The sequence below is a fragment of the Escherichia marmotae genome (assembly GCF_002900365.1).
Lineage (GTDB): Bacteria > Pseudomonadota > Gammaproteobacteria > Enterobacterales > Enterobacteriaceae > Escherichia > Escherichia marmotae.
Genome location: NZ_CP025979.1, coordinates 4,208,633 through 4,235,408 on the forward strand (window position 1 = coordinate 4,208,633; position 26,776 = coordinate 4,235,408).

A 26,776-nucleotide genomic window follows, 5' to 3' on the forward strand; every position below is an offset into this window, starting at 1 on the left:
CGTGTTGAATCTGGCTGAAAAATAAAGTTGATAATGAGGTCCGTGAATGCCCCGCAGCACCTGGTTCAAAGCAGTACTGTTGTTTGTTGCCCTTTGGGCACCCTTAAGTCAGGCAGAAACGGGATGGCAGCCGATTCAGGAAACCATCCGTAAAAGTGATAAAGATAACCGTCAGTATCAGGCTGTGCGTCTGGATAACGGCATGGTGGTATTGTTGGTTTCTGACCCGCAGGCGGTAAAATCCCTTTCTGCACTGGTGGTGCCCGTTGGATCGCTGGAAGATCCCGAGGCTTATCAGGGGCTGGCACATTATCTTGAACATATGAGCCTGATGGGGTCGAAAAAGTACCCGCAGGCTGACAGTCTGGCCGAATACCTCAAAATGCACGGTGGCAGTCATAACGCCAGCACGGCACCGTATCGCACCGCTTTCTATCTGGAAGTGGAAAATGACGCCTTACCAGGGGCGGTAGACCGCCTGGCGGACGCCATTGCGGAACCTTTACTCGACAAGAAATATGCCGAACGTGAGCGTAATGCAGTGAACGCCGAATTAACTATGGCGCGCACGCGTGACGGGATGCGTATGGCGCAGGTCAGCGCAGAAACCATTAACCCGGCCCACCCTGGTGCAAAGTTTTCTGGTGGCAACCTGGAAACCTTAAGCGACAAACCCGGTAATCCGGTGCAGCAGGCGCTGAAAAATTTCCATGAGAAATATTACTCCGCCAATCTGATGAAGGCTGTTATCTACAGTAACAAACCGCTGCAGGAGCTGGCGAAGATGGCGGCGGACACCTTCGGTCGAGTGCCGAACAAAGAGAGCAAAAAACCGGAAATCACCGTGCCGGTAGTCACCGATGCACAAAAGGGCATTATCATTCATTACGTCCCGGCGTTGCCGCGTAAAGTGCTGCGTGTCGAGTTTCGCATTGATAACAATTCGGCGGAGTTCCGTAGTAAAACTGATGAGTTAATTACCTATCTGATTGGCAATCGCAGCCCAGGAACGCTTTCTGACTGGTTGCAAAAACAGGGATTAGTTGAGGGCATTAGCGCCAACTCCGATCCTATCGTCAATGGCAACAGTGGCGTGTTAGCGATCTCTGCGTCCTTAACCGATAAAGGTCTGGCTAATCGCGATCAGGTTGTAGCGGCTATTTTCAGCTACCTCAATCTGTTACGCGAAAAAGGGATTGATAAACAGTATTTCGATGAACTGGCGAATGTGCTGGATATCGATTTCCGTTATCCGTCAATCACTCGTGATATGGATTACGTCGAGTGGCTGGCAGATACCATGATTCGCGTTCCCGTTGAGCATACGCTGGACGCGGTCAATATAGCCGATCAGTATGATGCTAAAGCAGTAAAAGAACGTCTGGCGATGATGACGCCGCAAAACGCGCGTATCTGGTATATCAGCCCGAAAGAGCCACACAATAAAATGGCTTACTTTGTCGATGCGCCGTATCAGGTCGATAAAATCAGCGAGCAAACTTTCGCTGACTGGCAGAAAAAAGCTGCCGACATAGCGCTCTCCCTGCCGGAGCTTAATCCCTATATTCCTGACGATTTCTCGCTGATTAAATCAGAGAAGAAATACGACCATCCAGAGCTGATTGTTGATGAATCCAATTTGCGTGTGGTGTATGCGCCGAGTCGCTATTTTGCCAGCGAACCAAAAGCCGATGTCAGCCTGATTTTGCGTAACCCGAAAGCGATGGACAGCGCCCGTAACCAGGTGATGTTTGCGCTCAATGATTATCTCGCAGGGTTGGCGCTTGATCAGTTAAGCAACCAGGCGTCGGTTGGCGGCATTAGTTTTTCCACCAATGCTAACAACGGCCTTATGGTTAATGCTAATGGTTACACTCAGCGTCTGCCGCAACTTTTTCAGGCTCTGCTGGAGGGCTACTTTAGCTATACCGCTACACCAGAGCAGCTTGAACAGGCGAAATCCTGGTATAACCAGATGATGGATTCCGCAGAAAAAGGCAAAGCGTTTGAGCAGGCGATTATGCCCGCGCAGATGCTCTCGCAGGTGCCGTACTTCTCGCGAGATGAGCGCCGTAAAATTTTGCCCACTATCACCCTGAAAGAGGTGATGGCCTATCGCGACGCCTTAAAATCCGGGGCACGACCAGAGTTCATGGTTATCGGCAACATGACCGAAGCCCAGGCAACAACGCTGGCGCGCGATGTGCAAAAACAGTTAGGGGCTGATGGCTCAGAGTGGTGTCGTAACAAAGATGTCCTGGTCGATAAAAAACAGTCCGTCATTTTTGAAAAAGCCGGTAACAGTACCGACTCCGCACTGGCAGCAGTATTTGTACCGACTGGCTACGATGAATACACCAGTTCAGCCTACAGTTCTCTGTTGGCGCAGATTGTACAACCGTGGTTCTACAATCAGTTGCGTACTGAAGAGCAGTTGGGGTACGCCGTGTTCGCGTTCCCAATGAGCGTGGGACGTCAGTGGGGCATGGGCTTCTTACTGCAAAGTAATGATAAACAGCCTTCGTACCTGTGGGATCGTTACAAGGCCTTTTTCCCAACGGCTGAGGCGAAACTGCGCGCGATGAAGCCAGAAGAGTTCGCGCAAATCCAGCAGGCGGTTATCAGCCAGATGCTACAGGCACCGCAAACGCTGGGCGAAGAAGCATCGAAGTTAAGTAAAGATTTCGATCGCGGCAATATGCGCTTTGATTCGCGTGATAAAATCGTGGCACAGATAAAACTGCTGACGCCGCAAAAACTTGCCGATTTCTTCCATCAGGCAGTGGTCGAGCCGCAAGGCATGGCTATCCTGTCGCAGATTTCTGGCAGCCAGAATGGGAAAGCTGAATATGTGCATCCTGAAGGCTGGAAAGTGTGGGAGAACGTCAGCGCGTTGCAGCAAACAATGCCCCTGATGAGTGAAAAGAATGAGTGATGTCGCTGAGACACTAGATCCTTTGCGCTTGCCCTTACTGGGTGAGCGCCTGATTGAAGCCTCTGCCGGCACAGGCAAAACCTTTACGATAGCAGCGCTCTATTTGCGCCTGTTACTTGGACTAGGTGGTTCTGCTGCCTTTCCCCGCCCGTTGACCGTTGAAGAACTGCTGGTGGTGACCTTTACCGAGGCTGCCACCGCAGAGTTGCGCGGTCGTATCCGTAGCAATATTCATGAGTTGCGCATCGCCTGTCTGCGTGAAACCACCGACAACCCTCTGTATGCGCGCCTGCTGGAAGAGATTGACGATAAAGCGCAGGCCGCGCAGTGGCTGCTGTTAGCCGAACGACAGATGGATGAAGCGGCAGTTTTTACCATTCACGGTTTTTGTCAGCGAATGCTCAACCTGAATGCTTTTGAATCCGGTATGTTGTTTGAGCAGCAACTGATTGAAGATGAATCGCTACTGCGCTACCAGGCCTGCGCCGATTTCTGGCGTCGCCACTGCTATCCTCTGCCGCGTGAAATTGCTCAGGTGGTCTTTGAAACATGGAAAGGGCCGCAGGCGTTGCTGCGCGATATTAATCGATATCTGCAAGGGGAAGCGCCAGTTATTAAAGCGCCGCCGCCCGATGATGAAACGCTGGCTTCCCGCCACGCGCAAATTGTGGCGCGTATCGATACCGTAAAACAGCAGTGGCGTGATGCGGTAGGTGAACTGGATGCGCTAATCGAATCTTCAGGTATTGATCGACGCAAGTTTAACCGTAGCAATCAGGCTAAATGGATTGACAAGATTAGCGCCTGGGCAGAAGAAGAGACCAACAGTTATCAGTTGCCGGAGTCGCTGGAAAAATTCTCTCAGCGTTTCTTAGAAGATCGCACAAAAGCAGGGGGCGAGACACCGCGCCATCCGCTGTTTGAGGCGATCGATCAATTACTTGCCGAACCATTATCGATCCGCGATCTGGTGATCACTCGCGCATTAGCTGAGATCCGTGAAACGGTAGCGCGTGAAAAACGCCGCCGTGGCGAACTGGGTTTTGACGACATGTTAAGTCGGCTGGATTCCGCGTTGTGTAGCGAAAGCGGAGAGGCGCTGGCGACGGCGATCCGCACGCGATTCCCGGTGGCAATGATCGACGAGTTTCAGGATACCGACCCTCAGCAGTACCGGATTTTCCGCCACATCTGGCACCATCAGCCGGAAACCGCATTGTTACTGATTGGTGATCCGAAACAGGCTATTTATGCGTTCCGTGGTGCGGATATCTTCACCTACATGAAGGCGCGTAGCGAAGTTCACGCTCATTACACGTTGGATACCAACTGGCGTTCCGCACTAGGAATGGTGAACAGTGTGAACACGCTTTTTAGCCAGACTGATGACGCTTTTATGTTTCGCGAAATACCGTTTATTCCTGTGAAATCAGCCGGGAAAAATCAGGCGCTGCGTTTCGTATTTAAAGGTGAAACGCAGCCTTCGATGAAAATGTGGCTGATGGAAGGCGAAAGCTGCGGCGTTGGCGATTATCAAAGTACCATGGCGCAGGTATGCGCCGCGCAAATCCGCGACTGGCTGCAGGCCGGGCAGCGCGGAGACGCGTTGTTGATGAATGGCGATGACGCGCGTCCGGTGCGTGCTTCAGACATCAGTGTGTTGGTGCGCAGCCGCCAGGAGGCCGCCCAGATACGTGATGCCTTAACGCTGCTGGAAATCCCTTCCGTTTACCTTTCGAACCGCGACAGTGTTTTTGAAACTCTGGAAGCGCAGGAGATGCTTTGGCTGTTGCAGGCAGTGATGACGCCTGAACGTGAAAATACTCTGCGTAGCGCGCTGGCAACGTCAATGATGGGGCTGAACGCGCTGGATATCGAAATGCTGAATAATGACGAACATGCCTGGGATGCAGTCGTTGAAGAGTTCGATGGTTATCGACAAATCTGGCGAAAACGCGGCGTTATGCCTATGCTGCGGGCGCTGATGTCGGCGCGCAACATTGCAGAAAACCTGCTGGCAACGGCGGGTGGTGAGCGGCGTCTTACAGATATTTTACATATCAGTGAATTACTTCAGGAAGCGGGAACGCAGCTTGAAAGTGAACATGCGCTGGTACGCTGGTTATCACAGCATATCCTCGAGCCAGACAGTAACGCGTCCAGCCAGCAAATGCGCCTCGAAAGTGACAAACATCTGGTGCAGATTGTTACGATCCACAAGTCGAAAGGACTGGAGTATCCGCTAGTCTGGTTGCCATTTATTACCAATTTCCGCGTCCAGGATCAGGCGTTCTATCACGATCGTCACTCATTTGAGGCTGTTCTGGATCTTAACGCTGCGCCAGAAAGCGTCGATCTCGCTGAGGCCGAACGTCTGGCGGAAGATCTGCGTTTGCTTTATGTGGCGCTGACGCGTTCGGTCTGGCATTGCAGTCTTGGCGTCGCGCCACTGGTGCGCCGTCGAGGCGATAAAAAAGGTGACACCGACGTCCATCAAAGTGCGCTCGGACGCTTGCTGCAAAAAGGGGAACCAAAGGATGCGGCAGGACTTCGCGCCTGTATTGAAGCATTGTGCGATGAGGATATTGCCTGGCAAACGGCACAAACCGGTGATAATCAGCCCTGGCAGGTTAATGATGTTTCTACAGCAGAACTGAATGCGAAGACGTTACAACGTTTACCTGGCGATAACTGGCGGGTCACCAGCTACTCTGGTTTGCAGCAGCGTGGTCACGGTATCGCTCAGGATTTGATGCCACGGCTGGATGTTGACGCCGCAGGTGTGGTCAGCGTCGTTGAAGAACCGACGTTAACACCGCATCAGTTTCCGCGCGGAGCGTCACCGGGGACGTTCTTGCACAGTTTGTTTGAGGATCTGGATTTTACCCAGCCGGTTGAGCCTGACTGGGTGCGGGAAAAACTGGAACTTGGCGGTTTTGAAGCGCATTGGGAACCGGTGTTGACCGAGTGGATCATGGCTGTTCTCCAGGCACCGCTCAATGAAACGGGAGTCAGCCTGAGTCAGCTTTCCGCCCGCGATAAACAGGTGGAGATGGAATTTTATCTGCCAATTAGTGAACCGCTCGTCGCCAGCCAACTTGATGCGCTAATCCGCCAGTTTGACCCGCTTTCTGCTGGCTGCCCGTCGCTGGAGTTCATGCAGGTGCGTGGCATGTTAAAAGGCTTTATCGACCTGGTGTTTCGCCACGAAGGGCGTTATTACCTGCTCGACTATAAATCCAACTGGCTGGGTGAAAACAGCTCAGCATACACCCAACAGGCTATGGCAGCGGCGATGCAAGCACACCGCTATGATCTGCAATATCAGCTTTATACCCTGGCATTGCATCGTTATCTGCGCCATCGCATTGCTGATTACGACTATGAGCGCCACTTTGGCGGCGTTATCTATCTGTTCCTGCGCGGCGTTGATAAAGAGCATCCGCAACAAGGGATTTACGCGACCCGCCCCGATGCCGGGTTGATTGCCCTGATGGATGAGATGTTTGCTGGTATGACCCTGGAGGAGGCGTAATGAAATTGCAAAAGCAATTACTGGAAGCTGTGGAGCACAAACAGCTACGCCCGCTGGACGTGCAGTTTGCCCTGACCGTGGCGGGTGATGAACATCCCGCCGTCACCCTTGCGGCGGCACTGTTAAGTTATGATGCCGGGGAAGGACATGTCTGTTTGCCGCTTTCACGGCTGGAGAACAACGAAGCCTCGCACCCGCTCCTGGCGACCTGCGTCAGTGAAATCGGTGAGCTACAAAACTGGGAAGAGTGTCTGCTGGCTTCACATGCGGTCAGCCGGGGAGATGAACCTACACCAATGATCCTTTGTGGCGATCGTCTCTATCTCAACCGCATGTGGTGTAACGAGCGCACGGTGGCGCGCTTTTTCAATGAAGTGAATCATGCCATTGAGGTTGATGAAGCTCTACTGGCGCAAACCCTGGACCAACTTTTTCCAGTAAGCGATGACATTAACTGGCAAAAAGTGGCGGCAGCGGTGGCGCTGACGAGGCGGATCTCGGTGATTTCCGGTGGCCCCGGCACCGGTAAAACGACCACCGTGGCGAAGTTGCTGGCAGCGTTAATTCAGATGGCCGACGGTGAACGTTGTCGCATCCGTTTGGCTGCGCCGACGGGGAAAGCCGCCGCGCGCTTAACCGAATCACTTGGCAAAGCTTTGCGCCAGTTACCGCTGACGGATGAACAAAAGAAACGTATTCCGGAAGATGCCAGCACTCTGCACCGCTTGCTGGGCGCGCAGCCGGGCAGTCAGCGTTTACGCCATCATGCGGGTAACCCATTGCATCTTGATGTGTTGGTGGTCGATGAAGCGTCAATGATCGATCTGCCCATGATGTCACGATTGATCGACGCATTGCCCGATCATGCCAGAGTGATCTTTCTTGGCGACCGTGATCAACTGGCCTCTGTTGAGGCTGGGGCTGTTCTTGGCGATATTTGCGCTTATGCCAATGCGGGCTTTACCGCAGAACGAGCGGAGCAGCTAAGTCACCTGACGGGGAGCTACGTTCCTGCGGGCTGTGGCACAGAGGCGGCATCTTTGCGCGATAGTCTCTGCCTTTTGCAAAAAAGTTACCGTTTCGGCAGCGATTCTGGCATTGGTCAGCTCGCGGCGGCTATCAATCGCGGCGATAAAACGGCAGTGAAAACCGTTTTTCAGCAGGATTTTACTGACATCGAAAAACGGATTTTACAGAGTGGCGAAGATTATATTGCGATGCTTGAGGAAGCTCTTGCGGGTTACGGACGCTATCTGGATCTGCTGCAAGCGCGTGCCGAGCCGGATTTAATTATTCAGGCATTCAATGAATACCAGCTTTTGTGCGCCCTGCGGGAAGGGCCGTTTGGCGTAGCCGGGCTGAATGAGCGAATTGAGCAGTTTATGCAACAGAAGCGCAAAATCCATCGCCATCCGCACTCGCGTTGGTACGAAGGCAGGCCGGTGATGATTGCCCGCAATGACAGCGCCCTTGGGTTGTTTAATGGTGATATTGGTATTGCACTGGATCGCGGGCAAGGAACGCGCGTCTGGTTTGCAATGCCGGACGGTAATATCAAGTCAGTGCAACCAAGTCGTTTACCGGAACACGAAACCACGTGGGCGATGACGGTACATAAATCGCAGGGGTCTGAGTTCGACCATGCGGCGTTGATTTTGCCGAGCCAGCGCACGCCGGTCGTGACGCGAGAGCTGGTTTACACCGCAGTGACCCGTGCGCGTCGCCGTTTATCGTTGTATGCCGATGAGCGCATATTAAGTGCGGCAATCGCCACACGTACCGAGCGGCGTAGCGGACTGGCAGCGTTATTTAGTTCGCGGGGATAAACGCGAATGCCTGATGCGACGCATGCGCGTCTTATTATGCCCCCGGGCATTGCGCATATCGCATCCGACGATGAGCGTCAATGCCTGATGCGATGCTAGCGTGTTTATTATGCACCCGGGCATTGCGCATATCGCATCTGGCGATTTCAACCACTTACCCTAAATCCGCCATCAACGTCTTCGACTTGACGTAGGTCGGATAAGGCGTTCACGCCGCATCCGACGATGAGCGTCAATGCCTGATGCGATGCTAGCGTGTTTATCATGCCCCCGGAAATTGCGCATATCGCATCTGGCGATTTCAACCACTTACCCTAAATCCGCCATCAACGTCTTCGACTTGACGTAGGTCGGATAAGGCGTTCACGCCGCATCCGACGATGAGCGTCAATGCCTGATGCGATGCTAGCGTGTTTATTATGCACCCGGGCATTGCGCATATCGCATCTGGCGATTTTCATCGCTTACCCTAAATCCGCCATCAGCACTTTGGATTTACGCTGATAGTTGTACATCAGCTTTTTGCTCTCTGGCAGTGAATCAATATCCACCGGGGTAAAACCACGCTCCTGGAACCAGTGAATACTGCGCGTGGTCAGCACAAATAATTTGCTTAAGCCGCTTTGCCTGGCCTGGGCTGCGATACGCTCCAGCAGGACTTCACCACGGGAAGAACTGCGGTAATCCGGGTGTACCGCCACGCAGGCCATTTCGCCAATTTTCTCTTCCGGGAACGGATAGAGCGCAGCGCAGGCAATAGTTGTGTTATCGCGCTGAATAATGGTGAATTTGTCGATTTCCATCTCCAGTTGTTCCCGAGAACGACGCACCAGAATACCTTGCTGCTCCAGCGGGCGGATCAACTCCAGAATACCGCCGATATCATTGATTGTTGCGCGACGAATCTGCTCGGCGCTTTCCATCACAATTTGCGTACCGATACCGTCACGTGAGAACAGCTCTTGTAGCAGCGCGCCATCTTCCTGATAACTGATTAAATGACAGCGACGAACACCGCTGCGGCAAGCCTTCACTGCACCACGTAAAAAGCGCACCGTACCGGAGTTGTAATCGCCTTTCTCTTCCTGAGCTTCTACCCGCGATTGCGCTTCGTTGGGGAAAAGCTCGGAGACGATGTCACCGTCGTCATTGGTGACCCCCTGTGAAGAGCAAAAACCAATCATCTTCTCGGCTTTCAGCTTGATGGCGAGTTGAGTGGCAATCTCTTCCGAGGTCAGGTTAAAACTCTCGCCAGTGACCGAAACCGCCACCGGCCCCATCAGCACAATTGCACCGCTGTCCAGTTGGCGATGAATCGCTTCTTCGTCAATCCGCCGGATGCGCCCGCTATGACAGTAATCCACGCCGTCATCGACGCCCAGCGGCTGGGCAATAATAAAATTGCCACTGACGACGTTGATATGCGCTCCCTGCAATGGCGTGTTATTAAGGCTCATCGACAGGCGTGCAGTGATGTCCAGTTGTAATGTCCCCGCAGCCTGCTTCACCAGTTCCAGTGTTTTGGCGTCGGTCACACGTATATTTTTGTGATACAGCGGTTCGTGGCGATGCGCTGCCAGATTCGCATCTATTTGTGGACGCGCGCCATAGACCACGACCAGACGGATGCCGAGGCTGTGCAGCAACCCGATATCATTAACGATACTGGAGAAATTTTCATGCTCAATGGCTTCACCGCCGAGCATGATGACAAACGTTTTCCCCCGGTGGGTGTTGATATAGGGAACCGAATGGCGGAATCCCTCGACCAGCTCGGTTTTACGTTCCTTCACCACGGCACACCTCTTTGCATGATTATTCGAAATTAATGTATTTTTATTCTGTTTTTTTGCCGTGTGCAAGTGCAAATTTTATGCGTGAACATTTTTTTTATCAGTAATGCCGTGAATATAAAAAGAATGTTTACCGTTTTATAGATGACAGAATATGCGTCTTTCGCTAAAGTTTCCGGTCAAATTGGTCGTTTACTTGTTACACAGCTTAGATTTATTTGCTCGGGAGAGGCATGTCGGGATCCAACACTGCAATCAGCCGTCGTCGTTTACTGCAAGGCGCGGGTGCCATGTGGCTATTGAGCGTAAGTCAGGTGAGTCTGGCTGCGGTCAGTCAGGTCGTGGCGGTGCGCATCTGGCCTGCGTCCAGCTATACCCGTGTAACGGTAGAATCAAATCGTCAACTGAAATATAAGCAGTTTGCGTTGAGTAACCCTGAACGCGTGGTAGTGGATATCGAAGATGTAAACCTGAACTCGGTGCTTAAGGGGATGGTTGCGCAAATTCGTGCTGACGACCCGTTCATCAAGTCTGCACGCGTCGGGCAATTTGATCCGCAAACCGTGCGGATGGTTTTTGAGTTAAAGCAAAACGTAAAACCGCAGATGTTTGCCCTCGCGCCAGTTGCCGGGTTTAAAGAGCGTCTGGTGATGGATCTCTACCCGGTCAATGCCCAGGATATGCAGGATCCACTGTTGGCACTGCTGGAGGATTACAACAAAGGCGATCTCGAAAAGCAGGTGCCGCCTGCGCAGAGTGGCCCACAGCCTGGCAAGGCTGGGCGCGATCGTCCTATTGTCATCATGCTTGATCCGGGCCATGGCGGCGAAGACTCCGGCGCGGTGGGGAAATACAAAACGCGTGAAAAAGATGTGGTATTGCAAATTGCCCGCCGTCTGCGCTCTCTGATCGAGAAAGAGGGCAATATGAAGGTGTACATGACGCGTAATGAAGACATCTTCATTCCGTTGCAAGTGCGTGTAGCAAAAGCACAGAAACAACGTGCTGACCTTTTTGTTTCTATCCATGCAGATGCCTTTACCAGCCGCCAGCCGAGCGGTTCTTCCGTGTTTGCGCTTTCGACCAAAGGCGCGACCAGTACTGCGGCAAAATATCTGGCACAAACTCAGAACGCCTCGGATTTGATTGGTGGCGTGAGCAAAAGCGGTGACCGCTATGTCGACCACACCATGTTCGATATGGTGCAGTCGCTGACCATTGCCGACAGCCTGAAGTTTGGTAGGGCAGTCCTGAATAAACTTGGCAAAATCAACAAGCTGCATAAAAATCAGGTCGAGCAGGCCGGGTTTGCTGTACTGAAAGCGCCAGATATTCCATCTATTCTCGTCGAAACGGCGTTTATCAGTAACGTTGAGGAAGAGCGCAAACTGAAAACGGCGACTTTCCAGCAGGAAGTTGCAGAGTCTATCCTCGCGGGGATTAAAGCGTATTTTTCTGATGGGGCGACGCTGGCGAGAAGGGGATAGTAAAAAAGCGCTGAATAGCGCTTTTTTTATGGAAGAGCAGAAATAAAAAACACCCATAAGGGGGCTCCGGCATTGCCTTCAGACCCAACGGATCTATCCAGCTTACTGGATTCCCGTCAACATAAACATACGGATTCAAACCACCAGCCAGCTTCACCGGATCCTGCGTCAGATACCGCCCGGCACCCGGATCATAATATCTGTTCAGATTATAAAAGAACCCGGACTCCTCGTCCTCATACTGGCCCTGAAAGCGCAGCGGGTTGCGCACGTCAATTAAACGGTTGCCCGTGCGCTCATCCTCAAGGATTTCTTCGCTCAGCACCTTTCCGTAGGCGCTGTATTCACACTATTACTGATTATTTTTTAGATGATACGATGTGTCTATTATTTCCATTTGTGACTTCTTAAAAATTTATAAATGGAAATATTTTCCTGAAGTGCTGTTCTATTTCTGGGTGTTTTTTCAACGCTTTTAATGCAGATTCAGGGGAACATTCCTCTCCTAAAACTACACCACGTTTTAGTGCAATACCATACAACGCTTTACTCTGAGATGCCGAATCATTCCAATCACAAATAAATCCAATAACTTCGTACAAATGAAATGCTGAGGCATCAAAGTCAACAAGCTCAAACATATAGTCAGGAATATCTGAAATATCATTATCCTTGATAACTGTCGTCGCCCATGCACGTAGTTCTTCTTTACTTATAGCACCACTGAGTAAAGCATCAATGACAAACCCTATCGTATTGTGATTTTCTTTTGTTAATCCTTCCAGCATATTACACTATCTCCCTTGGCTCATTTTATCACCACCGAGATGTCCTGTTTTCCCATGGAACTTTGTTTGGACTAATTGCATACGGCCAAGATCCTGATGGTGATGCCATGTATAATTAGGTATTTTGGAACTGCCAGCTTTAATAGTATCTAGTTCTTCTTGCGCACGTCAATTAAACGATTGCCCGTGCGCTCATCCTCAAGGATTTCTTAGTTCAGGCACGCGTACAACACGAAAATAGGAGAGCTTCTTAAAGAGAAGCATCTGACCGGCAAGATCTTCGCTCAGCGTATTGAGCGCAACAACCTGATACTGAGAACCCGAATCAAGCGTCTGGCTCGCAGAACCCTCTGCTTCTCTCGTTCTGTTGAACTTTACGAAAAAGTCATTGGCGCTTTTATCGAAAAATACATGTTCTACTAATTGGAAACATTACCGTTTTTTTAAGTGGCTAAAAACGCAAATTGCATTTAACTATTCCTCTTAAACGTTTCTCTACATCAGGATCTGATTCATTGTCAGGTTCTAAAGAGGCTAGAAAGTCACAAAAATTTGTGGATAAAAAGAAAAATGACTCATCGACAGTAACTGCTTCATGATACCAATAGTAAATATGTCTATTGGTATTCATGATGCAGATGAAATCACCGTTTAATGCTTCGCCAATAATGATAACATCCTGAAGTTCGTCCGGTTTATTATTGTTAACATAACTTAGACTATAGCTATCTGTTCCAATTCCATATAATAAATCTACTGAAACCATTCCTTGGCTATCACAAATTTGTGGTTTTTTGTTTCCAGAGATTTTAAATTTTGCCCCGTTAGGAAAAAATATTGCACCATTATGTTTTTTAAGAAAATCTATATGCTTGTTAGATAATATTTTACTAAAATCGAACTCGCCTATTTTTGTTTTCTCACCTAAAATTGATTCAATTTGTAATTTGTTAGTGTTTTTCATGATGTTACCTATTATTTTTCATGTCTAATGCTGAACCTATATGCAGTATCTTACCATGCCATTTTGTAGGTATCAGTGCCGAGGTAGTCCGTCTGATACCAGTAAATCTTTGGCTTCAGCCTGTGCGGCTGACGATACTTGTGTCCGTCAGCCAGCGCATAAATATGGACAAATTTTAGTATTCCCATGTTTAACAGTTAAAATAAATTTAAATAAATATCAATCAAGGTGAATTTCATTTTCAAATTTTTCAAGAAATAAATCTTGTAGATCACCTTGAATGTCCTCCCCTCCATAGTTCAAAAGACAATTTTTATCTAATCCTTTAACAAAATGAGTTCCATCAATGGCTCCAAAGATTACTGAAGCAGTATCAGAAATAATCAACTTTAGAAAATCATAAACAACAGATTGTTCTTGATCATTCAGAGTTGACATTATTTTTGAAAATTTTTTATACGTTGACTTATCAATGTCTACTTTTGAAATGGAATCTAAATCATCTATGATATTGTCAATATTTTTTTTGTATAACTCAAAGTCATCTATTAGTAATTCATTGAAAATACAGGAAATAAACTCTTCATTTAATCTCATATAATACCTGCTTTTTATTTTTAATTTCAGGATGTAAATCTTTATTTTTCTGAATAAGTTGCTGCAACTTTATGTTTGAGAGATCATCATATACTCGCCTTAGCTCCCAAATATCTCGCGCAACAATATCCCTAGGATTATCAAATGGTAGCCCTGTTTTGGAGTTAATCTTGCTTCTTGATACTATTCCTACACCATCTTTACGTCATGTATGTCCTTCATTAGGTACAAGGATTGCGGGGGCGCTATCCTTATCATAGTGTGGCGTTATTATTTCCACTTGGAATTTATAGGTAATCAGGATTGATTTGCAATTTATCTATAAATTCAGCTAAAGAGTCAGCAAGTTTTTCTCTTTTATCATTTCCATCATGTAAATATATTCATGCAGAAGGTTCTGTTTCATTTAAGTTTAGATAAAATTGGTTGTCTCCACCATCTCTTGCTATAGGTAATACGCCTTTTCCTAACACCTTACCCCATCTATTTATTGCACTCAGAATGGTTTCATATTTACTATTATTAATAGAATAAAAATTATTAATACCATAACTAATATTGTGTGAAAGAAAAAAGAATCTAACTCAGGATGCCCCCCATTATTTTTTATCAGTAACAATTTATAATCATCAGGAAGCTTTTTTCCTATAACAACTTCAATTTCGCCAATTAAATCATCACTTCCATCAAAACCATTTGTATTAATTCTTTCAATATTCATAACTATCTCCTCAGTTAAGGGTATATTTACAAGTAACGCCCCTTGGAAGTATTTAGAAGATTAATCATCTGCTGTTCTGTAATTTTCATTTTAGCAATATTCTTTTCATTAATTTCAGGCCAACAATCATCGCCATCAATCTCTAGAATTGTTAAGGAGATTTTCTTGCTTTGAAAGAAAGAAATTATTTTTCTTATTTCTTTTTCTTTGTGTGCCGGGCATGTTCAGCAGCTCGGGGGTGAAAGTCCCCTGTCCAGCCTGATGGTGGCGAAGGACTAGCGAAGCGCAAGGGCGTCGTCGTGAGGCGGGGTCTGAAGGAAGCGTGAAGCAAATCCATGACCTGACGAACAGAAATCCGATACGAGGCCTACCCGGTTGGCGGAGCAAGCAAAGAATTGCGAAGGCCATAACCATCAAGAACCGGGGTGGTAAATCGGACAGGTGTGTGGTGAAGGCGGCTGAACTTACCCCGGGAGGCCTGTCCGTCGTTCTGTATCCAGAACTGAGCGTACCGTAAGGGGCGCTGACCGGCGGACAGGAGTCAGCAGAGGGCATAGTAGGGCATGACACCCGAAGGCCCGAACGGTAATGAGTGACGAGTATCAACGGAGGTTCTGAACGGTCATGCAGCAGAAAACGCATCGCGACCCTGAGGCCGGGGAACGGGGTGAAGCCCCGAACGCCGCCCTTCCGGGGGCTGAAACCGTGCAGGCACCGACGAACAGAGAAAGTCCGTCGTCAACAGTGTGGCTGATGGAAGCCATTTGTGAACCAGTCAATCTCAGGCAAGCCCTGAAAAGAGTTAAAGCCAACAAAGGTGCAGCGGGAGTCGATGGTATGCGCGTAAGCGAACTGCCGGACTACCTGAGGCACCACTGGCCAGAGCTGAAAGCGCAACTGCTGTCCGGCAGATACCGCCCATCTCCTGTGAGAAGAGTGTCCATACCGAAGCCCGGCGGCGGCGAACGTCTGCTGGGCATCCCGACGGTGGTGGATCGCTTCATCCAGCAGGCGATGATGCAGGTATTGCAGGCACAGTGGGATAGCTCGTTCAGCGACAACAGCTACGGGTTCCGTCCCGGTCGTTCGGCCCACCAGGCAGTGATACAAGCCCGGGAACATATCGGGGCCGGGTATCACTGGGTGGTCGACCTCGATCTGGAGAAGTTCTTCGACCGGGTAAATCACGATGTGCTGATGAGCCGGATAGAGAAACGAGTATCGGATAAACGGGTGTTGTCACTTATCCGCAGGTTCCTGAATGCAGGGGTGATGGACGCAGGTCTGGTAAGGCCGGTGACAGAAGGAACGCCGCAGGGCGGCCCACTGTCGCCGCTGCTATCGAACCTGCTGCTTGACGACCTCGACAAGGAACTGGAGAAACGTGGTCTGAAGTTCGTGCGGTACGCAGACGACTGTAATGTCTACGTGAAAAGCGAACGGGCAGGCAACCGGATCATGGCGGGGTTGACGCACTGGCTGAGCCATAAACTGAAGCTGAAGGTCAACGCGAAGAAGAGTGCTGTAGCACGCCCTGAAACGCGCAAGTTCCTTGGATACAGCTTCATAAGGGGGCGGAAGGTATGGTGCGTGGTATCGCCGGAGTCGATAAAACGGTTCAAAATGCGGATAAGAGCACTGACCGGACGCAACACAGGGAGAAGCCTTGAACAGCTAACTCAGCCGCTAAGACGATATCTGACGGGCTGGAAAAGTTACTACGGGCTGAACCAGAGGCCATCGCTGATGCGAGAGCTGAACGGATGGATAAGGCGCAGGCTGCGAAGCATACTCTGGAAACAGTGGAAAACGGGCCGCAACCGCTTCAGGGAGTTGCGCAGTCGAGGCGTAAGCAAGGACCTTGCGGCGCAAACAGCAGGAAGCTGCCATAAAGAGTGGCGGATAAGCTGTAGTCCGGCACTGAATATAGCACTCCCCAATAAGCTGTTCTCCAGACTGGGCCTGCCAGAAGTATAGGCAGGCGACGATCAACATAACCGAACCGCCGTATACGGCCCCGTACGTACGGTGGTGTGGGAGGAAGCTGATCGTGAGATCAGCTCCTATCCCGATTTGAATATGATCGTTTAAAAATAATTGGCATGTGTAAAAAAATCCCATTTCTCCTAGTGATAGGATCTTTTTTGCGCTGGATAACGCCCAACCCAATTCTGTATGTAAGAATTTTATTACTGATAAATCAGTTATGGGTAAGGATGATGATATAGTTATTTTAATCATTTATTATCACTCTCTGGTATATTAAAGTTTACCACCTGATACCCGGATCATAATATCTGTTCAGATTATAAAAGAGCCCGGACTCCTCGTCCCCATACTGTCCCTGAAAGCGCAGTGGATTGCGTATACTTATCAACCGCTTGCCGGTCTTCCAGTGGGCAGCAATCTCTTCCTCCACCAGATTGCTGCAAGCATCAAGTTGGCAGCGGTACTATTCTGCTGGATATAGAGTTACGTATCTTCTGACACATTAAATCCCTTAGGTCAGTAGTCCAATTAATTAATTTTAAACCCTATAAATCCCCGGCCACAATTCCAGCTAATAGAGTTATCTATTTTATTAATCAACTCACTCTCATTTTTCATTAATAAAAACTCATCGATACCATCTATGACATCTTCATCAAATGAAATTGCCAGCCCCCATGACTCTATATTAGATAAGTGCTCTAATATGAATTCTTTTAATATATTATTGTTCTCTTTTTTTTTGTTTATATTTTTCTCCCATTCGTAAATAACATTGTCATTTAGTGAGTAAATATAATAAGAACCAATTGGTATGCAATCTGTAATTATTTTCTCATAAGGGTGGGGGATATCCTCCATAATAAAAGAAAGAGAATTTTTCCACTTAAATTCACGAGGAGTACAAGGGAATTTTTCATCTTCCCACGTGTGATACTGTTCCTCTAATTCAATTAATCTAAAGTTTCTTTTAGGCAGTAATATGTCAACAAAAATATCCATAAACCGTATCACCTTGGTTTAGTGTCAAAGGGCAACATTTGGTTGCTTTTCGCTCTCAACCAAATTTTACCATTGAATATAAAGGGATGTTGATGTGGATTGTAAGGATGATGATGAGGCGTTCCGTGATCACCCCAATGTACTTCGCTTAATGGTACAGGTTTACCATCAGCTAATGGCCACGTGTCTGCTGGAAATTCAGCACTCTGGCGATATACCTCTCCTGTTTCCGTACTCACCTTCCCTCCTCAAGTAGTATGCGCCCTGATCCTACCCACGTAATGTGGACACGGCCCTAAGCGAGATTATGGTTTTCAAATTGTTCCGGGCTGAGACCGCCACAGGCACTGTGACGACGCCAGCGATTGTAATCACACTCGATATAATTAAACTCCGTTGCCCGCATTATTTCCCGGCTGCTAAAGCGTTCCCCGTGGATACATCCCACCTTCAGCGAATGAAAGAAGCTTTCCACACAGGCAATGTCATAACAGTTGCCTTTCGCACTCATCCTGCCACGCAGGTTGTGTCGCTTCAGCAGCGCCTGATAATCCCCTGAACAGTATTGACCACCACGGTCCGTATGAACAATGACGCTTTCCGGGCGTCTTCTCCGCCACAACGCCATTTGCAGTGCATCACAGGCCAGTTGTGCTGTCATTCGGGGTGACATCGCCCAGCCAATAACGGCGCGTGACCACAGGTCGATGACTACTGCGAGATACAACCAGCCCTCATCGGTACGCAAGTACGTGATGTCACCCGCCCACTTCTGGTTCGGGCCGCTGGCGCTGAAGTCCTGCTCCAGCAGATTCTCCAATACGGGCAGGCCATGTGCACGGTAGCTGACCGGGCTGAACTTCCGGCCGGCTTTCGCCCGCAGCCCCTGACGACGCAGGCTGGCGGCAATGGGTTTAATATTGAACTCCGGCAGTTCGTCAGCAAGGCGGGGAGCACCGTATCGCTGCTTTGCCTCAAAGAATGCCTTATGAACAGCGGTATCGCAGGTGAGCCGAAACTGTTGGCGCAGGCTCATCTGGTGACGCCGCCTGAGCCAGACATCCCAGCCGCTGCGGGCAACCCGAAGTACACGACACATCGCTTTGATGCTGAAGTCTGCCCGATGATTTTCGATGAAGACATACTTCATTTCAGGCGCTTCGCGAAGTATGTCGCGGCCTTTTGGAGGATGGCCAGTTCCTCAGCCTGCTCCGCCAGTTGTCGTTTAAGGCGGACATTTTCAGCGGCCAGTTCGCGTTCGCGCTCTGACGAACTCATTTGTTGCTGCTGTTTACTGCGCCAGGCATAAAGCTGAGATTCATACAGGCTGAGTTCACGGGCTGCGGCGGCCACACCGATGCGTTCAGCGAGTTTCAGGGCTTCGTTACGAAATTCAGGCGTATGTTGTTTACGGGGCTTCTTGCTGATTGATACTGGTTTTGTCATGAGTCACCTCTGGTTGAGAGTTTACTCACTTAGTCCTGTGTCCACTATTGGTGGGTAAGATCACCCGTCCCTCGGCATCTGGATTAGGTAATGGAATATCGTAAGCGTCCGGGCATCTCGCCTTGTTAAGGAAATACCGCTGCGACATTCTACCTTCAGGAAATACAACAAACCTGAGGGTGAACCCAGCATACCTTTTAGGCCCAGTGGGTCAATATGACTTACTGGATGTCTATTAACATAAACATATGGGTTAAACCCGCCAGCAAGTTTGATAGGATCCTGAGTCAGATACCTGTCAATTGAGCGTCTTGCTTAAACGTGGTTAAAGGTATTAATTATTTAGTTTATCTACTATTGATGAATATTTCGCAATATTTAATTTGTTTATATATTCAATAACATATTCTTTATCTAATGATTGATCTGATTTTAATGTGCTAATTAATGAATTTGAATATGTCTTATCATTCAATATTGATTGAATAATTAATCGAAACCATTTTGGTGATAATGATGATATCTCTCTGAAGTTCTTCGTAATGCATTTTATATATATATCAATAGGAAATTTCTCACATGCTTCTACTAATTCATACTGAATCTCTCCCGCATCTCTGTCATTTAAGCAGAATAACATTCTTTCTAATACATGAAAATTTGTTGACCCATTCAAATGCTCAATAGATTCTGAGTAAGTATCGAAATCGCTTTCTTTTTGAAAATGACAGGATGATTCTAATTTTTTACACCAGTATGTATCTTGTTCATTCATCATTTTTCTCCTATATTAAAAGTGATCTGGATGATTTTTTCTATTAAGAGCTTTAATTGCATCAGTGACAGCAGGAGACAATCTGAGTACAGGTAGATCCTGTAAGTCTAGAGCTTCTGAATGAGATAATGGTATTCCTTTTTCTTGAGATGCTGTTTTAGCTCCCCTACCACCATATGTTCTTGTACCGGTATATACAATTTTATTACCCAAGTCATCAAGTTCTTTATTTTCTAATACAACAACCGTACCTTCCGCTGGATTGATCCCCACTTCTTCTAGTCTTTTTTGCTGAGGGATATGATGCCCTCTTAAAGTACTACCTGGTGTTCTGGCCTCAAGATACTCCTCATATGTCATAACATCACCGACTTTTAAATCGGGGGGGATTGAGCCTCATTTGTGTTGGCAGAACTATTCTCAAACCCTGTCCCATCTTGCTTAAACAACCCCAACGGATCTATCCAGTTTACCGGATCCCCGTCAACATAAACATACGGATTCAAACCACTGGCCAGTTTCGCCGGATCCTGCGTCAGATACCGCCCGGCACCCGGATCATAATATCTGTTCAGATTATAAAAGAACCCGGACTCCTCGTCCTCATACTGGCCCTGAAAGCGCAGCGGGTTGCGCACGTCAATTAAACGGTTGCCCGTGCGCTCATCCGTGAAAATCTCTTCATCCAGCACTTTTCCGTAAGCGCTGTACTCACATCGCCACGCAATACGCCCCTGAATATCGGTCAGGCTGTGCGGCGTGCCGAGATGATCGGTCTGATACCAGTAAACCTTCGGCTTAAGTTTATACGGATGACGATACTTGTGTCCGTCGATCAGCGCAATCGGACGGTGCGTTCCCGGCTCGTAAATAAATGCCTGCCAGTCGGCGTGAAAATTCCGGCTCTGCGCCGCCAGCCGCGTTCCCTGCCAGATAAATTCCGTGGTTTCGCCATCGCGTATTTTGCTTAAACGCCGGTTGAAGGCGTCATAGGTGTAGGTGGTCACCGTGCCGTTGGGCGTGGTGTGCCTTACCAGCCGGTGGCGGCAGTCATATTCATACGTCGTCAGTGCGCCGAACTCCCCCCGCCGTTCCGCCGTCAGGTTGCCAAAACGGTCATACTCAAAGCGGCGGTCGCCGTAGCTTTCCAGCCGGTTGCCCCGGTTGATACTGCGGCGCTGCTCCGGCGCGTCCGGCTGCGGCTCACTCAGCCGGTTGCTGGTGGCGTCGTAGTGAAAGGTCTCCGTTGCTGCCGCGTGGTGAGCGTCGCTCTGTTGTTTATTGCCCACCGCCAGTAGCTGTCCTGCTTGGTCATAATAGTACTCTTTCGCCGCATCGCCACTGATGTTCACCAGTTCGCTGTCCGGCGAGTAGCGGTACTCTTGCCGCCGCAGCGTCTGAGGGCTGAATTCCTCGTCAAACACTTCTTTAAGGTGATGCGCTGACAGCCTACCCCGGTCATCGTAACGGTAACGGTTCGTCAGTGTGTTACCCTGACGGCGTCCGGTTTTTTAGCCAGCGCCTCCGCTTCTGCCGCTTCAACAGGACGTGTTAATGTCAGTAATTGCCATTTAATTAAATATCGGGTTAACAGCCCCAGGTTGGTCGTTTCGATTCGACGTGTTAGCTCAGGTATACGTTCAGGGCGAATAGTCGGCATATGTTCTGCCTGCGGTTTTTTAAACACCTGCCCGACACGAGAAAGCGGGTTAGCTTCGATAAGTCCCAGATTAACAGCAAACTCCATAATTTCATTAATACGTTGTATAAGGCGGCTCAGGGTTTCAAGTGCTCCCCGAACTTCAACGGGTTTTAGCGCCGTAATTAACGTTGGTGCTTTTATCTCGGCTACGGAAAGATTACCGAGAGCAGGAAATACATCTCGTTCCAGCGATGACCAGATTTGCGCTGCATGTTTTTCCGAGACATATTCCTTCTTAACGTCATGCCATTTTTTAGCCACAACCGAGAAGCGGCTTTCCTCAGTCATTTTGACCTGTGTTTTGGCTTCGCGTTCGAGATCTTTAGGATCGATACCTTTCGCCAACAACGAAAGATATTTCTGATGTTCAATGCGGGCATCTGCTAAAGAAAGCTCCGGGTATGATCCAGACTGATTTCTGTAGCCTTGCCAGTGGATGGACGCGTATAACGAAATCGCCAGTATTTTTTGCCGGAAGGCTTCACTTGTAGGCACAGACCTTTGCCGTCAAACAGAAGATAGGGCTTGGTAGAGGGCTTCGCTTTCTGGATCTCAGAAGCGGAAAGTGGACGGGTTACAATTGCCATCTTAACTCCTTAGAAAAGTTGGCCTTCAGTGGCCGGTTTCAAAAGAACAGATAGCTTGTAGGTTCCGGAATTTAATGAATATTTTCCGCAAACAATTAAAAATGAGTGTATGAAATTAGTGGATCTCAACGGTACATTCATTGTCTTCGGCTTCCCTGAAACGGGTACGGAAGCGTAAGAACGAAAAAAACCGCAAGCCGTTGATAGCTTTGCGGTTTCTTGTCTTCTAAGGACGCCTTAAAACAATGAGTTGGTTGCGGGGGCCGGATTTGAACCGACGACCTTCGGGTTATGAGCCCGACGAGCTACCAGGCTGCTCCACCCCGCGTCACCGTACTGCTTTTACTTCGTCAAATTTTGATTGGTTGCGGGGGCCGGATTTGAACCGACGACCTTCGGGTTATGAGCCCGACGAGCTACCAGGCTGCTCCACCCCGCGTCCGTGGATGCGCACTATACTCCGCTCGCGTTTTCATGCAACCTTTTTTTTTACCCGGATCACGGAATTGGGATGTTTTTGAACAAAAACAAACCATTAAAGCCTATTTTTTGTGCAAAATTTGCGTCAGGGAGCGGCTACGCATTTCATTAAACCCAACGGTTTGTTATCTTCGTTGCGCCTTATTTTTTAACCTGAAGAAGAGAACAATGAAAGGACGTTGGGTAAAGTACCTTCTTATGGGCGCAGTCGTAACGATACTTGCCGCCTGCTCCTCCAAACCAACCGATCGCGGACAGCAATATAAAGACGGGAAATTTACCCAGCCTTTCTCTCTGGTGAACCAGCCAGATGCCGTTGGCGCGCCAATTAACGCCGGTGATTTTGCCGAGCAAATTAACCATATCCGTAACGCGTCGCCGCGTCTGTATGGCAACCAGAGTAATGTTTATAACGCGGTGCAGGAGTGGCTGCGCGCAGGTGGTGATACCCGCAATATGCGTCAGTTTGGCATTGACGCCTGGCAGATGGAAGGGGCGGATAACTACGGCAACGTGCAGTTTACGGGTTACTACACACCGGTAATTCAGGCGCGCCATACTCGCCAGGGCGAGTTTCAGTACCCTATTTACCGTATGCCGCCAAAACGCGGTCGTCTGCCGTCTCGTGCGGAGATCTACGCGGGGGCACTGAGCGATAAATATATCCTTGCTTACAGCAACTCTCTGATGGATAACTTCATTATGGATGTGCAGGGGAGTGGATATATCGATTTTGGCGATGGCAGCCCGCTTAACTTCTTCAGCTATGCCGGAAAGAACGGTCATGCCTATCGCAGTATTGGTAAGGTTTTGATCGATCGTGGCGAAGTGAAAAAAGAAGATATGTCGATGCAGGCGATTCGTCACTGGGGTGAAACGCACAGTGAAGCCGAAGTTCGCGAACTGCTGGAACAGAATCCATCTTTCGTCTTCTTTAAACCGCAATCTTTCGCGCCGGTGAAAGGGGCAAGTGCAGTGCCGCTGGTTGGCCGTGCGTCGGTTGCCTCTGATCGTTCGCTTATCCCACCAGGTACTACCTTGCTGGCAGAAGTGCCGCTGCTGGATAATAACGGCAAATTCAATGGTCAGTACGAACTGCGTCTAATGGTGGCTCTGGATGTCGGTGGCGCAATCAAAGGCCAACACTTCGATATCTATCAGGGGATTGGCCCTGAAGCTGGCCACCGCGCCGGTTGGTACAATCACTATGGTCGTGTCTGGGTGCTGAAAACGGCCCCGGGCGCAGGTAACGTTTTTAGCGGCTGATGTGATATTCTGTACGCCGTTTTTACGGATAAGCCAGGTGAGGGATAACCTCACCTTTTGATTGTTGACTAACTGCGCGTTGTTCATGCCAGATGCGGCGTGAACGCCTTATCTGGCCTACAAATTATGCAAATTCAATATTTTGCAGGAGTTATGTAGGTCTGATAAGCGTAGCGCATCAGGCATTTATGCGTTTAGGGTGAGGGATAACCTCACCCTTTTTAATTCTGAGGTGCTATGTCTGTTGTAATAAGTGATGCCTGGCGTCAGCGTTTTGGCGGCACAGCGCGTCTGTATGGTGAAAAAGCGTTGCAACTGTTTGCTGATGCGCATATTTGTGTCGTCGGTATCGGTGGTGTCGGTTCTTGGGCGGCGGAAGCTCTGGCGCGAACGGGGATTGGCGCAATCACACTTATTGATATGGATGATGTGTGCGTCACCAATACTAATCGGCAAATTCACGCGCTGCGCGATAACGTCGGGCTGGCAAAAGCTGAAGTGATGGCGGAACGTATTCGCCAGATTAACCCGGAGTGCCGGGTAACGGTGGTGGATGATTTTGTGACGCCGGATAACGTAGCGCAATATATGAGTGCCGGTTATTCGTATGTGATTGATGCCATTGATAGCGTGCGACCTAAAGCGGCGCTGATCGCTTATTGCCGTCGCAATAAAATCCCATTGGTCACGACCGGTGGCGCAGGCGGGCAGATTGATCCGACGCAGATTCAGGTTACTGATCTGGCAAAGACAATTCAGGATCCGCTGGCGGCGAAACTGCGCGAGCGCCTGAAAAGTGATTTTGGCGTGGTGAAAAACAGTAAAGGTAAGCTCGGCGTGGACTGCGTTTTCTCTACCGAAGCACTGGTGTACCCGCAGTCAGACGGTACGGTGTGTGCGATGAAAGCCACGGCAGAAGGGCCGAAGCGGATGGATTGCGCGTCAGGATTTGGCGCGGCAACGATGGTAACCGCCACCTTTGGTTTTGTTGCGGTTTCTCATGCGCTGAAGAAGATGATGGCGAAAGCGGCGCGTCAGGGGTAAACATTAGGTCGGAGGCGACGTCTGGTGCGTCTTATCCGACCTTGAACGTGCAACATCAAGCTTGCTTCGCCGCCGCGATAATCGCCTCGCTTAACGCATTCAGCCCTTGACTGCGTGAGGCGCTAAGTTGCGCACGCAATCCCAGCTCATCAAACAATGCCAGCGGCGACTGTGCCTGTAACTCGGCAGCGGTTTTCCCCTCCACTGCGGTCAACAACACGGCCAGCAGACCGCGCACAATGCGTCCTTCGCTATCACCAAAGAAATGCATCTTGCCGTTTTCAGCGACGCTATACCCCAACCAGACGCGGTTTTCGCATCCGGCAATCTCTTTGGCCTGCGCTTTTAACTCGTCTGGCAAAGCAGGAAGCTGTTTCCCCAGCATAATCAACTGGCGATATTTATCTTCCCATTGCGTCAGCGGCGCGAAAGTGTTGTGTAACGACTCTGCCGTTACGGTTGTGCCGAACGGATGTCCGGCGAATTGCGGGTTCGTCATTAATCCACCAATAATTCCAGTGCGCGGTCAACGGCGTTCACCAGCGCATCCACATCACTCTTTGTATTATATGGCGCAAAAGAGGCGCGCAGAGTGCCGGTTACGCCTAATTCTGCCAACAGTGGCTGAGCGCAATGCTGCCCGGCGCGTAGGGCAATGCCATACTCCGCCAGCAGCGTTACCATATCGCTATGATGAACACCGGCGAAATCAAAGGCCAGCAGGCTGGAGTCCTGACAGCGGAATGAACGAAAGCCAGGACGTTTTGCCAGCGCCTCTTCTGCGAGCGTCGCCAGACTGCGACTCCAGCTTTCTGCCTGGTTGATATCATAATCTGCCAGCCATTCCAGCGCCGCGCTTAACCCAATGACGCCTGCGACGTTGGGCGTTCCGGCTTCCAGTTTCCACGGCGCAGATTGAGTGGTGAAGCCGTCAAAACTGACTTCGTGGATCATTTTGCCGCCGCCCAGCCAGGGCGACATTGCTTCCAGCAGTTCTGGTTTGCCATACAGCACGCCGATACCTGTTGGGCCATAAAGTTTGTGACCTGAAAAAGCGTAGAAATCGATATCCAGTTGCTGAACATCGGCAGGGAAATGCACCGCCCCCTGAGCTCCATCAACCATCACCACCATTCCGGCGGCGTGGGCAAACGTAATCGCTCTCGCCAAATCCGGGCAACCACCGGTGACGTTCGACATCTGGCCCAGCGCCAGAATCCGGCTACGAGGAGTCATTAGCGCTGGCAATAAATCGACATCCGGCAACCGCTGCGCATTAAGCGGCAGTTTCACCACTTTGGCTCCAGTTTGTTGGGCGACCATCAGCCAGGGAACAAGATTGGCGTGATGTTCTGCCACACTGACAATAATTTCATCGCCTGGTTGCAGGCGTGGACGGGCATAACATTGCGCCACCATGTTAATAGATTCGGTGGTGCCACGTGTCCAGACAATAGTTTTGTCATCCGATGCATTCAGCAGTTGGGCGACTTTCTCCCGCGCGGCCTCATAACGTGCGGTTAACCGTTGGGCTTCGGCGTACTGGCTGCGATGCACGTTTCCAGCACTCAGGCTATAGAACTGCCGGGTTGCCTCAATAACGGCTTCGGGTTTGAGCGCAGTAGCGGCGCTGTCGAGATAGACGCCCGCATCCTGTAATGCGGGAAAGTGCGCGCGAAACGGCGCGGGATTAAAAACGTTCATGGTACTCCTCGGCTTGATAAACCGATCGTGGCGCAAAATTCACTTCGACACAAGGATAGCCCTAACCTTCGGATTCATCTGGATATCCAGGCGAAAGCGACTCGGTCGCTTATGCTTAATAGTGTTAGGCGTTAA

General features: G+C 49.5%; 25 protein-coding genes, 2 tRNA genes and 3 pseudogenes. 8 read left to right on the plus strand and 22 right to left on the minus strand.

Annotated elements, in window-relative coordinates; genetic code table 11:
- Positions 1-46 precede the first annotated feature (46 nt).
- Genes ptrA through recD form a run of 3 tightly spaced genes read left to right on the plus strand, consistent with a single transcriptional unit; the run spans position 47 to position 8,296 of the window.
- Entirely contained in the window at positions 47-2,935 is a 2,889-nt protein-coding gene (gene ptrA / locus C1192_RS21470; RefSeq protein ID WP_001516985.1) for a pitrilysin, read from the plus strand.
- Complete coding sequence (gene recB / locus C1192_RS21475; protein WP_038355696.1) at positions 2,928-6,470, plus strand: exodeoxyribonuclease V subunit beta; 3,543 nt, start codon at positions 2,928-2,930, stop codon at positions 6,468-6,470. The genes ptrA and recB overlap by 8 nt, the downstream gene beginning before the upstream one ends.
- Positions 6,470-8,296: an exodeoxyribonuclease V subunit alpha gene (gene recD / locus C1192_RS21480; RefSeq protein ID WP_038355695.1), complete on the plus strand. Its 1,827-nt coding sequence runs from the start codon at positions 6,470-6,472 to the stop codon at positions 8,294-8,296. The genes recB and recD overlap by 1 nt, the downstream gene beginning before the upstream one ends.
- Positions 8,297-8,760: 464 nt before the next feature.
- Here the strand turns inward: recD and argA are convergent, their stop codons facing one another.
- Entirely contained in the window at positions 8,761-10,092 is a 1,332-nt protein-coding gene (argA, locus tag C1192_RS21485) for an amino-acid N-acetyltransferase (RefSeq protein ID WP_038355694.1), read from the minus strand.
- 230 nt (positions 10,093-10,322) lie between these two features.
- Here argA and amiC point away from each other — a divergent pair, with 230 nt between their 5' ends.
- A complete protein-coding gene (gene amiC / locus C1192_RS21495) occupies positions 10,323-11,576 on the plus strand; it encodes an N-acetylmuramoyl-L-alanine amidase AmiC (RefSeq protein WP_038355693.1) in 1,254 nt (417 codons plus the stop codon).
- Here the strand turns inward: amiC and C1192_RS25955 are convergent.
- The 3 genes from C1192_RS25955 to C1192_RS26120 form a co-directional block, all read right to left on the minus strand.
- A complete protein-coding gene (locus C1192_RS25955) occupies positions 11,530-11,901 on the minus strand; it encodes an RHS repeat-associated core domain-containing protein (RefSeq protein WP_103194818.1) in 372 nt (123 codons plus the stop codon). The two genes, amiC and C1192_RS25955, sit on opposite strands and share 47 nt — an antisense overlap.
- Before the next feature lie 82 nt (positions 11,902-11,983).
- Positions 11,984-12,364 carry a hypothetical protein gene (locus C1192_RS21505; RefSeq protein WP_038355692.1) on the minus strand — a complete coding sequence of 127 codons (381 nt, stop codon included), beginning with the start codon at positions 12,362-12,364 and terminating at the stop codon, positions 11,984-11,986.
- 6 nt (positions 12,365-12,370) lie between these two features.
- Complete coding sequence (locus tag C1192_RS26120) at positions 12,371-12,508, minus strand: HNH endonuclease (protein ID WP_072041610.1); 138 nt, start codon at positions 12,506-12,508, stop codon at positions 12,371-12,373.
- 99 nt (positions 12,509-12,607) lie between these two features.
- On the opposite strand from C1192_RS26120, the pseudogene C1192_RS21515 reads away from it, so the two are divergent.
- A pseudogene (locus tag C1192_RS21515) lies at positions 12,608-12,787 on the plus strand (IS1 family transposase); the annotation flags it as partial.
- Positions 12,788-12,815: 28 nt separating this feature from the next.
- Here C1192_RS21515 and C1192_RS21520 read toward each other — a convergent pair.
- The 4 genes from C1192_RS21520 to C1192_RS21530 form a co-directional block, all read right to left on the minus strand.
- On the minus strand, positions 12,816-13,328 hold the full coding sequence (locus C1192_RS21520) for an SMI1/KNR4 family protein (RefSeq protein ID WP_038355691.1): 513 nt from the start codon (positions 13,326-13,328) through the stop codon (positions 12,816-12,818).
- Between the two features lie 50 nt (positions 13,329-13,378).
- Positions 13,379-13,516 carry a hypothetical protein gene (locus C1192_RS25205; RefSeq protein WP_158650419.1) on the minus strand — a complete coding sequence of 46 codons (138 nt, stop codon included), beginning with the start codon at positions 13,514-13,516 and terminating at the stop codon, positions 13,379-13,381.
- Positions 13,517-13,547: 31 nt separating this feature from the next.
- Positions 13,548-13,925: a hypothetical protein gene (locus C1192_RS21525; RefSeq protein WP_038355690.1), complete on the minus strand. Its 378-nt coding sequence runs from the start codon at positions 13,923-13,925 to the stop codon at positions 13,548-13,550.
- Between the two features lie 496 nt (positions 13,926-14,421).
- Positions 14,422-14,646 (minus strand): SMI1/KNR4 family protein, encoded by a 225-nt coding sequence (locus C1192_RS21530; RefSeq protein ID WP_038355689.1) that lies wholly within the window; start codon positions 14,644-14,646, stop codon positions 14,422-14,424.
- 624 nt (positions 14,647-15,270) lie between these two features.
- Between C1192_RS21530 and ltrA the strand changes: the two genes are divergently transcribed.
- Positions 15,271-16,623, plus strand: coding sequence for a group II intron reverse transcriptase/maturase (ltrA, locus tag C1192_RS21535; protein WP_103194782.1), 1,353 nt, complete (start codon positions 15,271-15,273; stop codon positions 16,621-16,623).
- Between the two features lie 301 nt (positions 16,624-16,924).
- Here the strand turns inward: ltrA and C1192_RS26125 are convergent.
- The 12 genes and pseudogenes from C1192_RS26125 to C1192_RS21575 form a co-directional block, all read right to left on the minus strand.
- A pseudogene (locus C1192_RS26125) lies at positions 16,925-17,014 on the minus strand (RHS repeat-associated core domain-containing protein); the annotation flags it as partial.
- Between the two features lie 149 nt (positions 17,015-17,163).
- Positions 17,164-17,637 (minus strand): hypothetical protein, encoded by a 474-nt coding sequence (locus tag C1192_RS21545; RefSeq protein ID WP_038354878.1) that lies wholly within the window; start codon positions 17,635-17,637, stop codon positions 17,164-17,166.
- A gap of 8 nt (positions 17,638-17,645) precedes the next feature.
- Positions 17,646-17,876: a hypothetical protein gene (locus C1192_RS25210; protein ID WP_154663963.1), complete on the minus strand. Its 231-nt coding sequence runs from the start codon at positions 17,874-17,876 to the stop codon at positions 17,646-17,648.
- A 56-nt stretch (positions 17,877-17,932) separates the two neighbouring features.
- Positions 17,933-19,083 (minus strand): IS3 family transposase gene (locus C1192_RS21550; protein ID WP_103194819.1). Its coding sequence is split into 2 segments (ribosomal slippage): positions 17,933-18,822 and positions 18,822-19,083, totalling 1,152 coding nucleotides; the frame shifts between segments, so codons are not numbered across the junction.
- 60 nt (positions 19,084-19,143) lie between these two features.
- A complete protein-coding gene (locus C1192_RS21555) occupies positions 19,144-19,386 on the minus strand; it encodes an RHS repeat-associated core domain-containing protein (RefSeq protein WP_077784591.1) in 243 nt (80 codons plus the stop codon).
- Positions 19,387-19,417: 31 nt separating this feature from the next.
- The gene (locus C1192_RS25215) at positions 19,418-19,861 is read right to left on the minus strand and encodes an Imm30 family immunity protein (RefSeq protein WP_154663973.1); all 444 of its coding nucleotides are present in this window, start codon (positions 19,859-19,861) and stop codon (positions 19,418-19,420) included.
- 12 nt (positions 19,862-19,873) lie between these two features.
- Positions 19,874-20,218, minus strand: coding sequence for a hypothetical protein (locus C1192_RS25220; RefSeq protein ID WP_115775229.1), 345 nt, complete (start codon positions 20,216-20,218; stop codon positions 19,874-19,876).
- 14 nt (positions 20,219-20,232) lie between these two features.
- Positions 20,233-21,282, minus strand: coding sequence for an RHS repeat domain-containing protein (locus C1192_RS21560; RefSeq protein ID WP_103194820.1), 1,050 nt, complete (start codon positions 21,280-21,282; stop codon positions 20,233-20,235).
- Between the two features lie 56 nt (positions 21,283-21,338).
- Positions 21,339-21,848, minus strand: a complete 510-nt coding sequence (locus tag C1192_RS21565; protein ID WP_502329863.1) for a phage integrase central domain-containing protein — start codon at positions 21,846-21,848, stop codon at positions 21,339-21,341.
- A 78-nt stretch (positions 21,849-21,926) separates the two neighbouring features.
- Positions 21,927-22,147, minus strand: a pseudogene (locus C1192_RS26220) (integrase arm-type DNA-binding domain-containing protein); the annotation flags it as partial.
- 251 nt (positions 22,148-22,398) lie between these two features.
- Positions 22,399-22,475: transfer RNA gene (locus C1192_RS21570), tRNA-Met, on the minus strand.
- 34 nt (positions 22,476-22,509) lie between these two features.
- A tRNA-Met gene (locus C1192_RS21575) sits at positions 22,510-22,586 on the minus strand.
- A gap of 209 nt (positions 22,587-22,795) precedes the next feature.
- Here C1192_RS21575 and mltA point away from each other — a divergent pair.
- Both mltA and tcdA read left to right on the plus strand, forming a co-directional pair.
- On the plus strand, positions 22,796-23,893 hold the full coding sequence (mltA, locus tag C1192_RS21585) for a murein transglycosylase A (RefSeq protein ID WP_000678632.1): 1,098 nt from the start codon (positions 22,796-22,798) through the stop codon (positions 23,891-23,893).
- Positions 23,894-24,130: 237 nt separating this feature from the next.
- The gene (gene tcdA / locus C1192_RS21590; protein ID WP_000117724.1) at positions 24,131-24,937 is read left to right on the plus strand and encodes a tRNA cyclic N6-threonylcarbamoyladenosine(37) synthase TcdA; all 807 of its coding nucleotides are present in this window, start codon (positions 24,131-24,133) and stop codon (positions 24,935-24,937) included.
- A gap of 55 nt (positions 24,938-24,992) precedes the next feature.
- Here the strand turns inward: tcdA and csdE are convergent, their stop codons facing one another.
- The gene (gene csdE / locus C1192_RS21595; protein WP_000184239.1) at positions 24,993-25,436 is read right to left on the minus strand and encodes a cysteine desulfurase sulfur acceptor subunit CsdE; all 444 of its coding nucleotides are present in this window, start codon (positions 25,434-25,436) and stop codon (positions 24,993-24,995) included.
- Positions 25,436-26,641 (minus strand): cysteine desulfurase CsdA, encoded by a 1,206-nt coding sequence (gene csdA / locus C1192_RS21600; protein ID WP_016249142.1) that lies wholly within the window; start codon positions 26,639-26,641, stop codon positions 25,436-25,438. Before csdA ends, csdE begins: the two co-directional genes overlap by 1 nt.
- Positions 26,642-26,776: the final 135 nt, after the last annotated feature.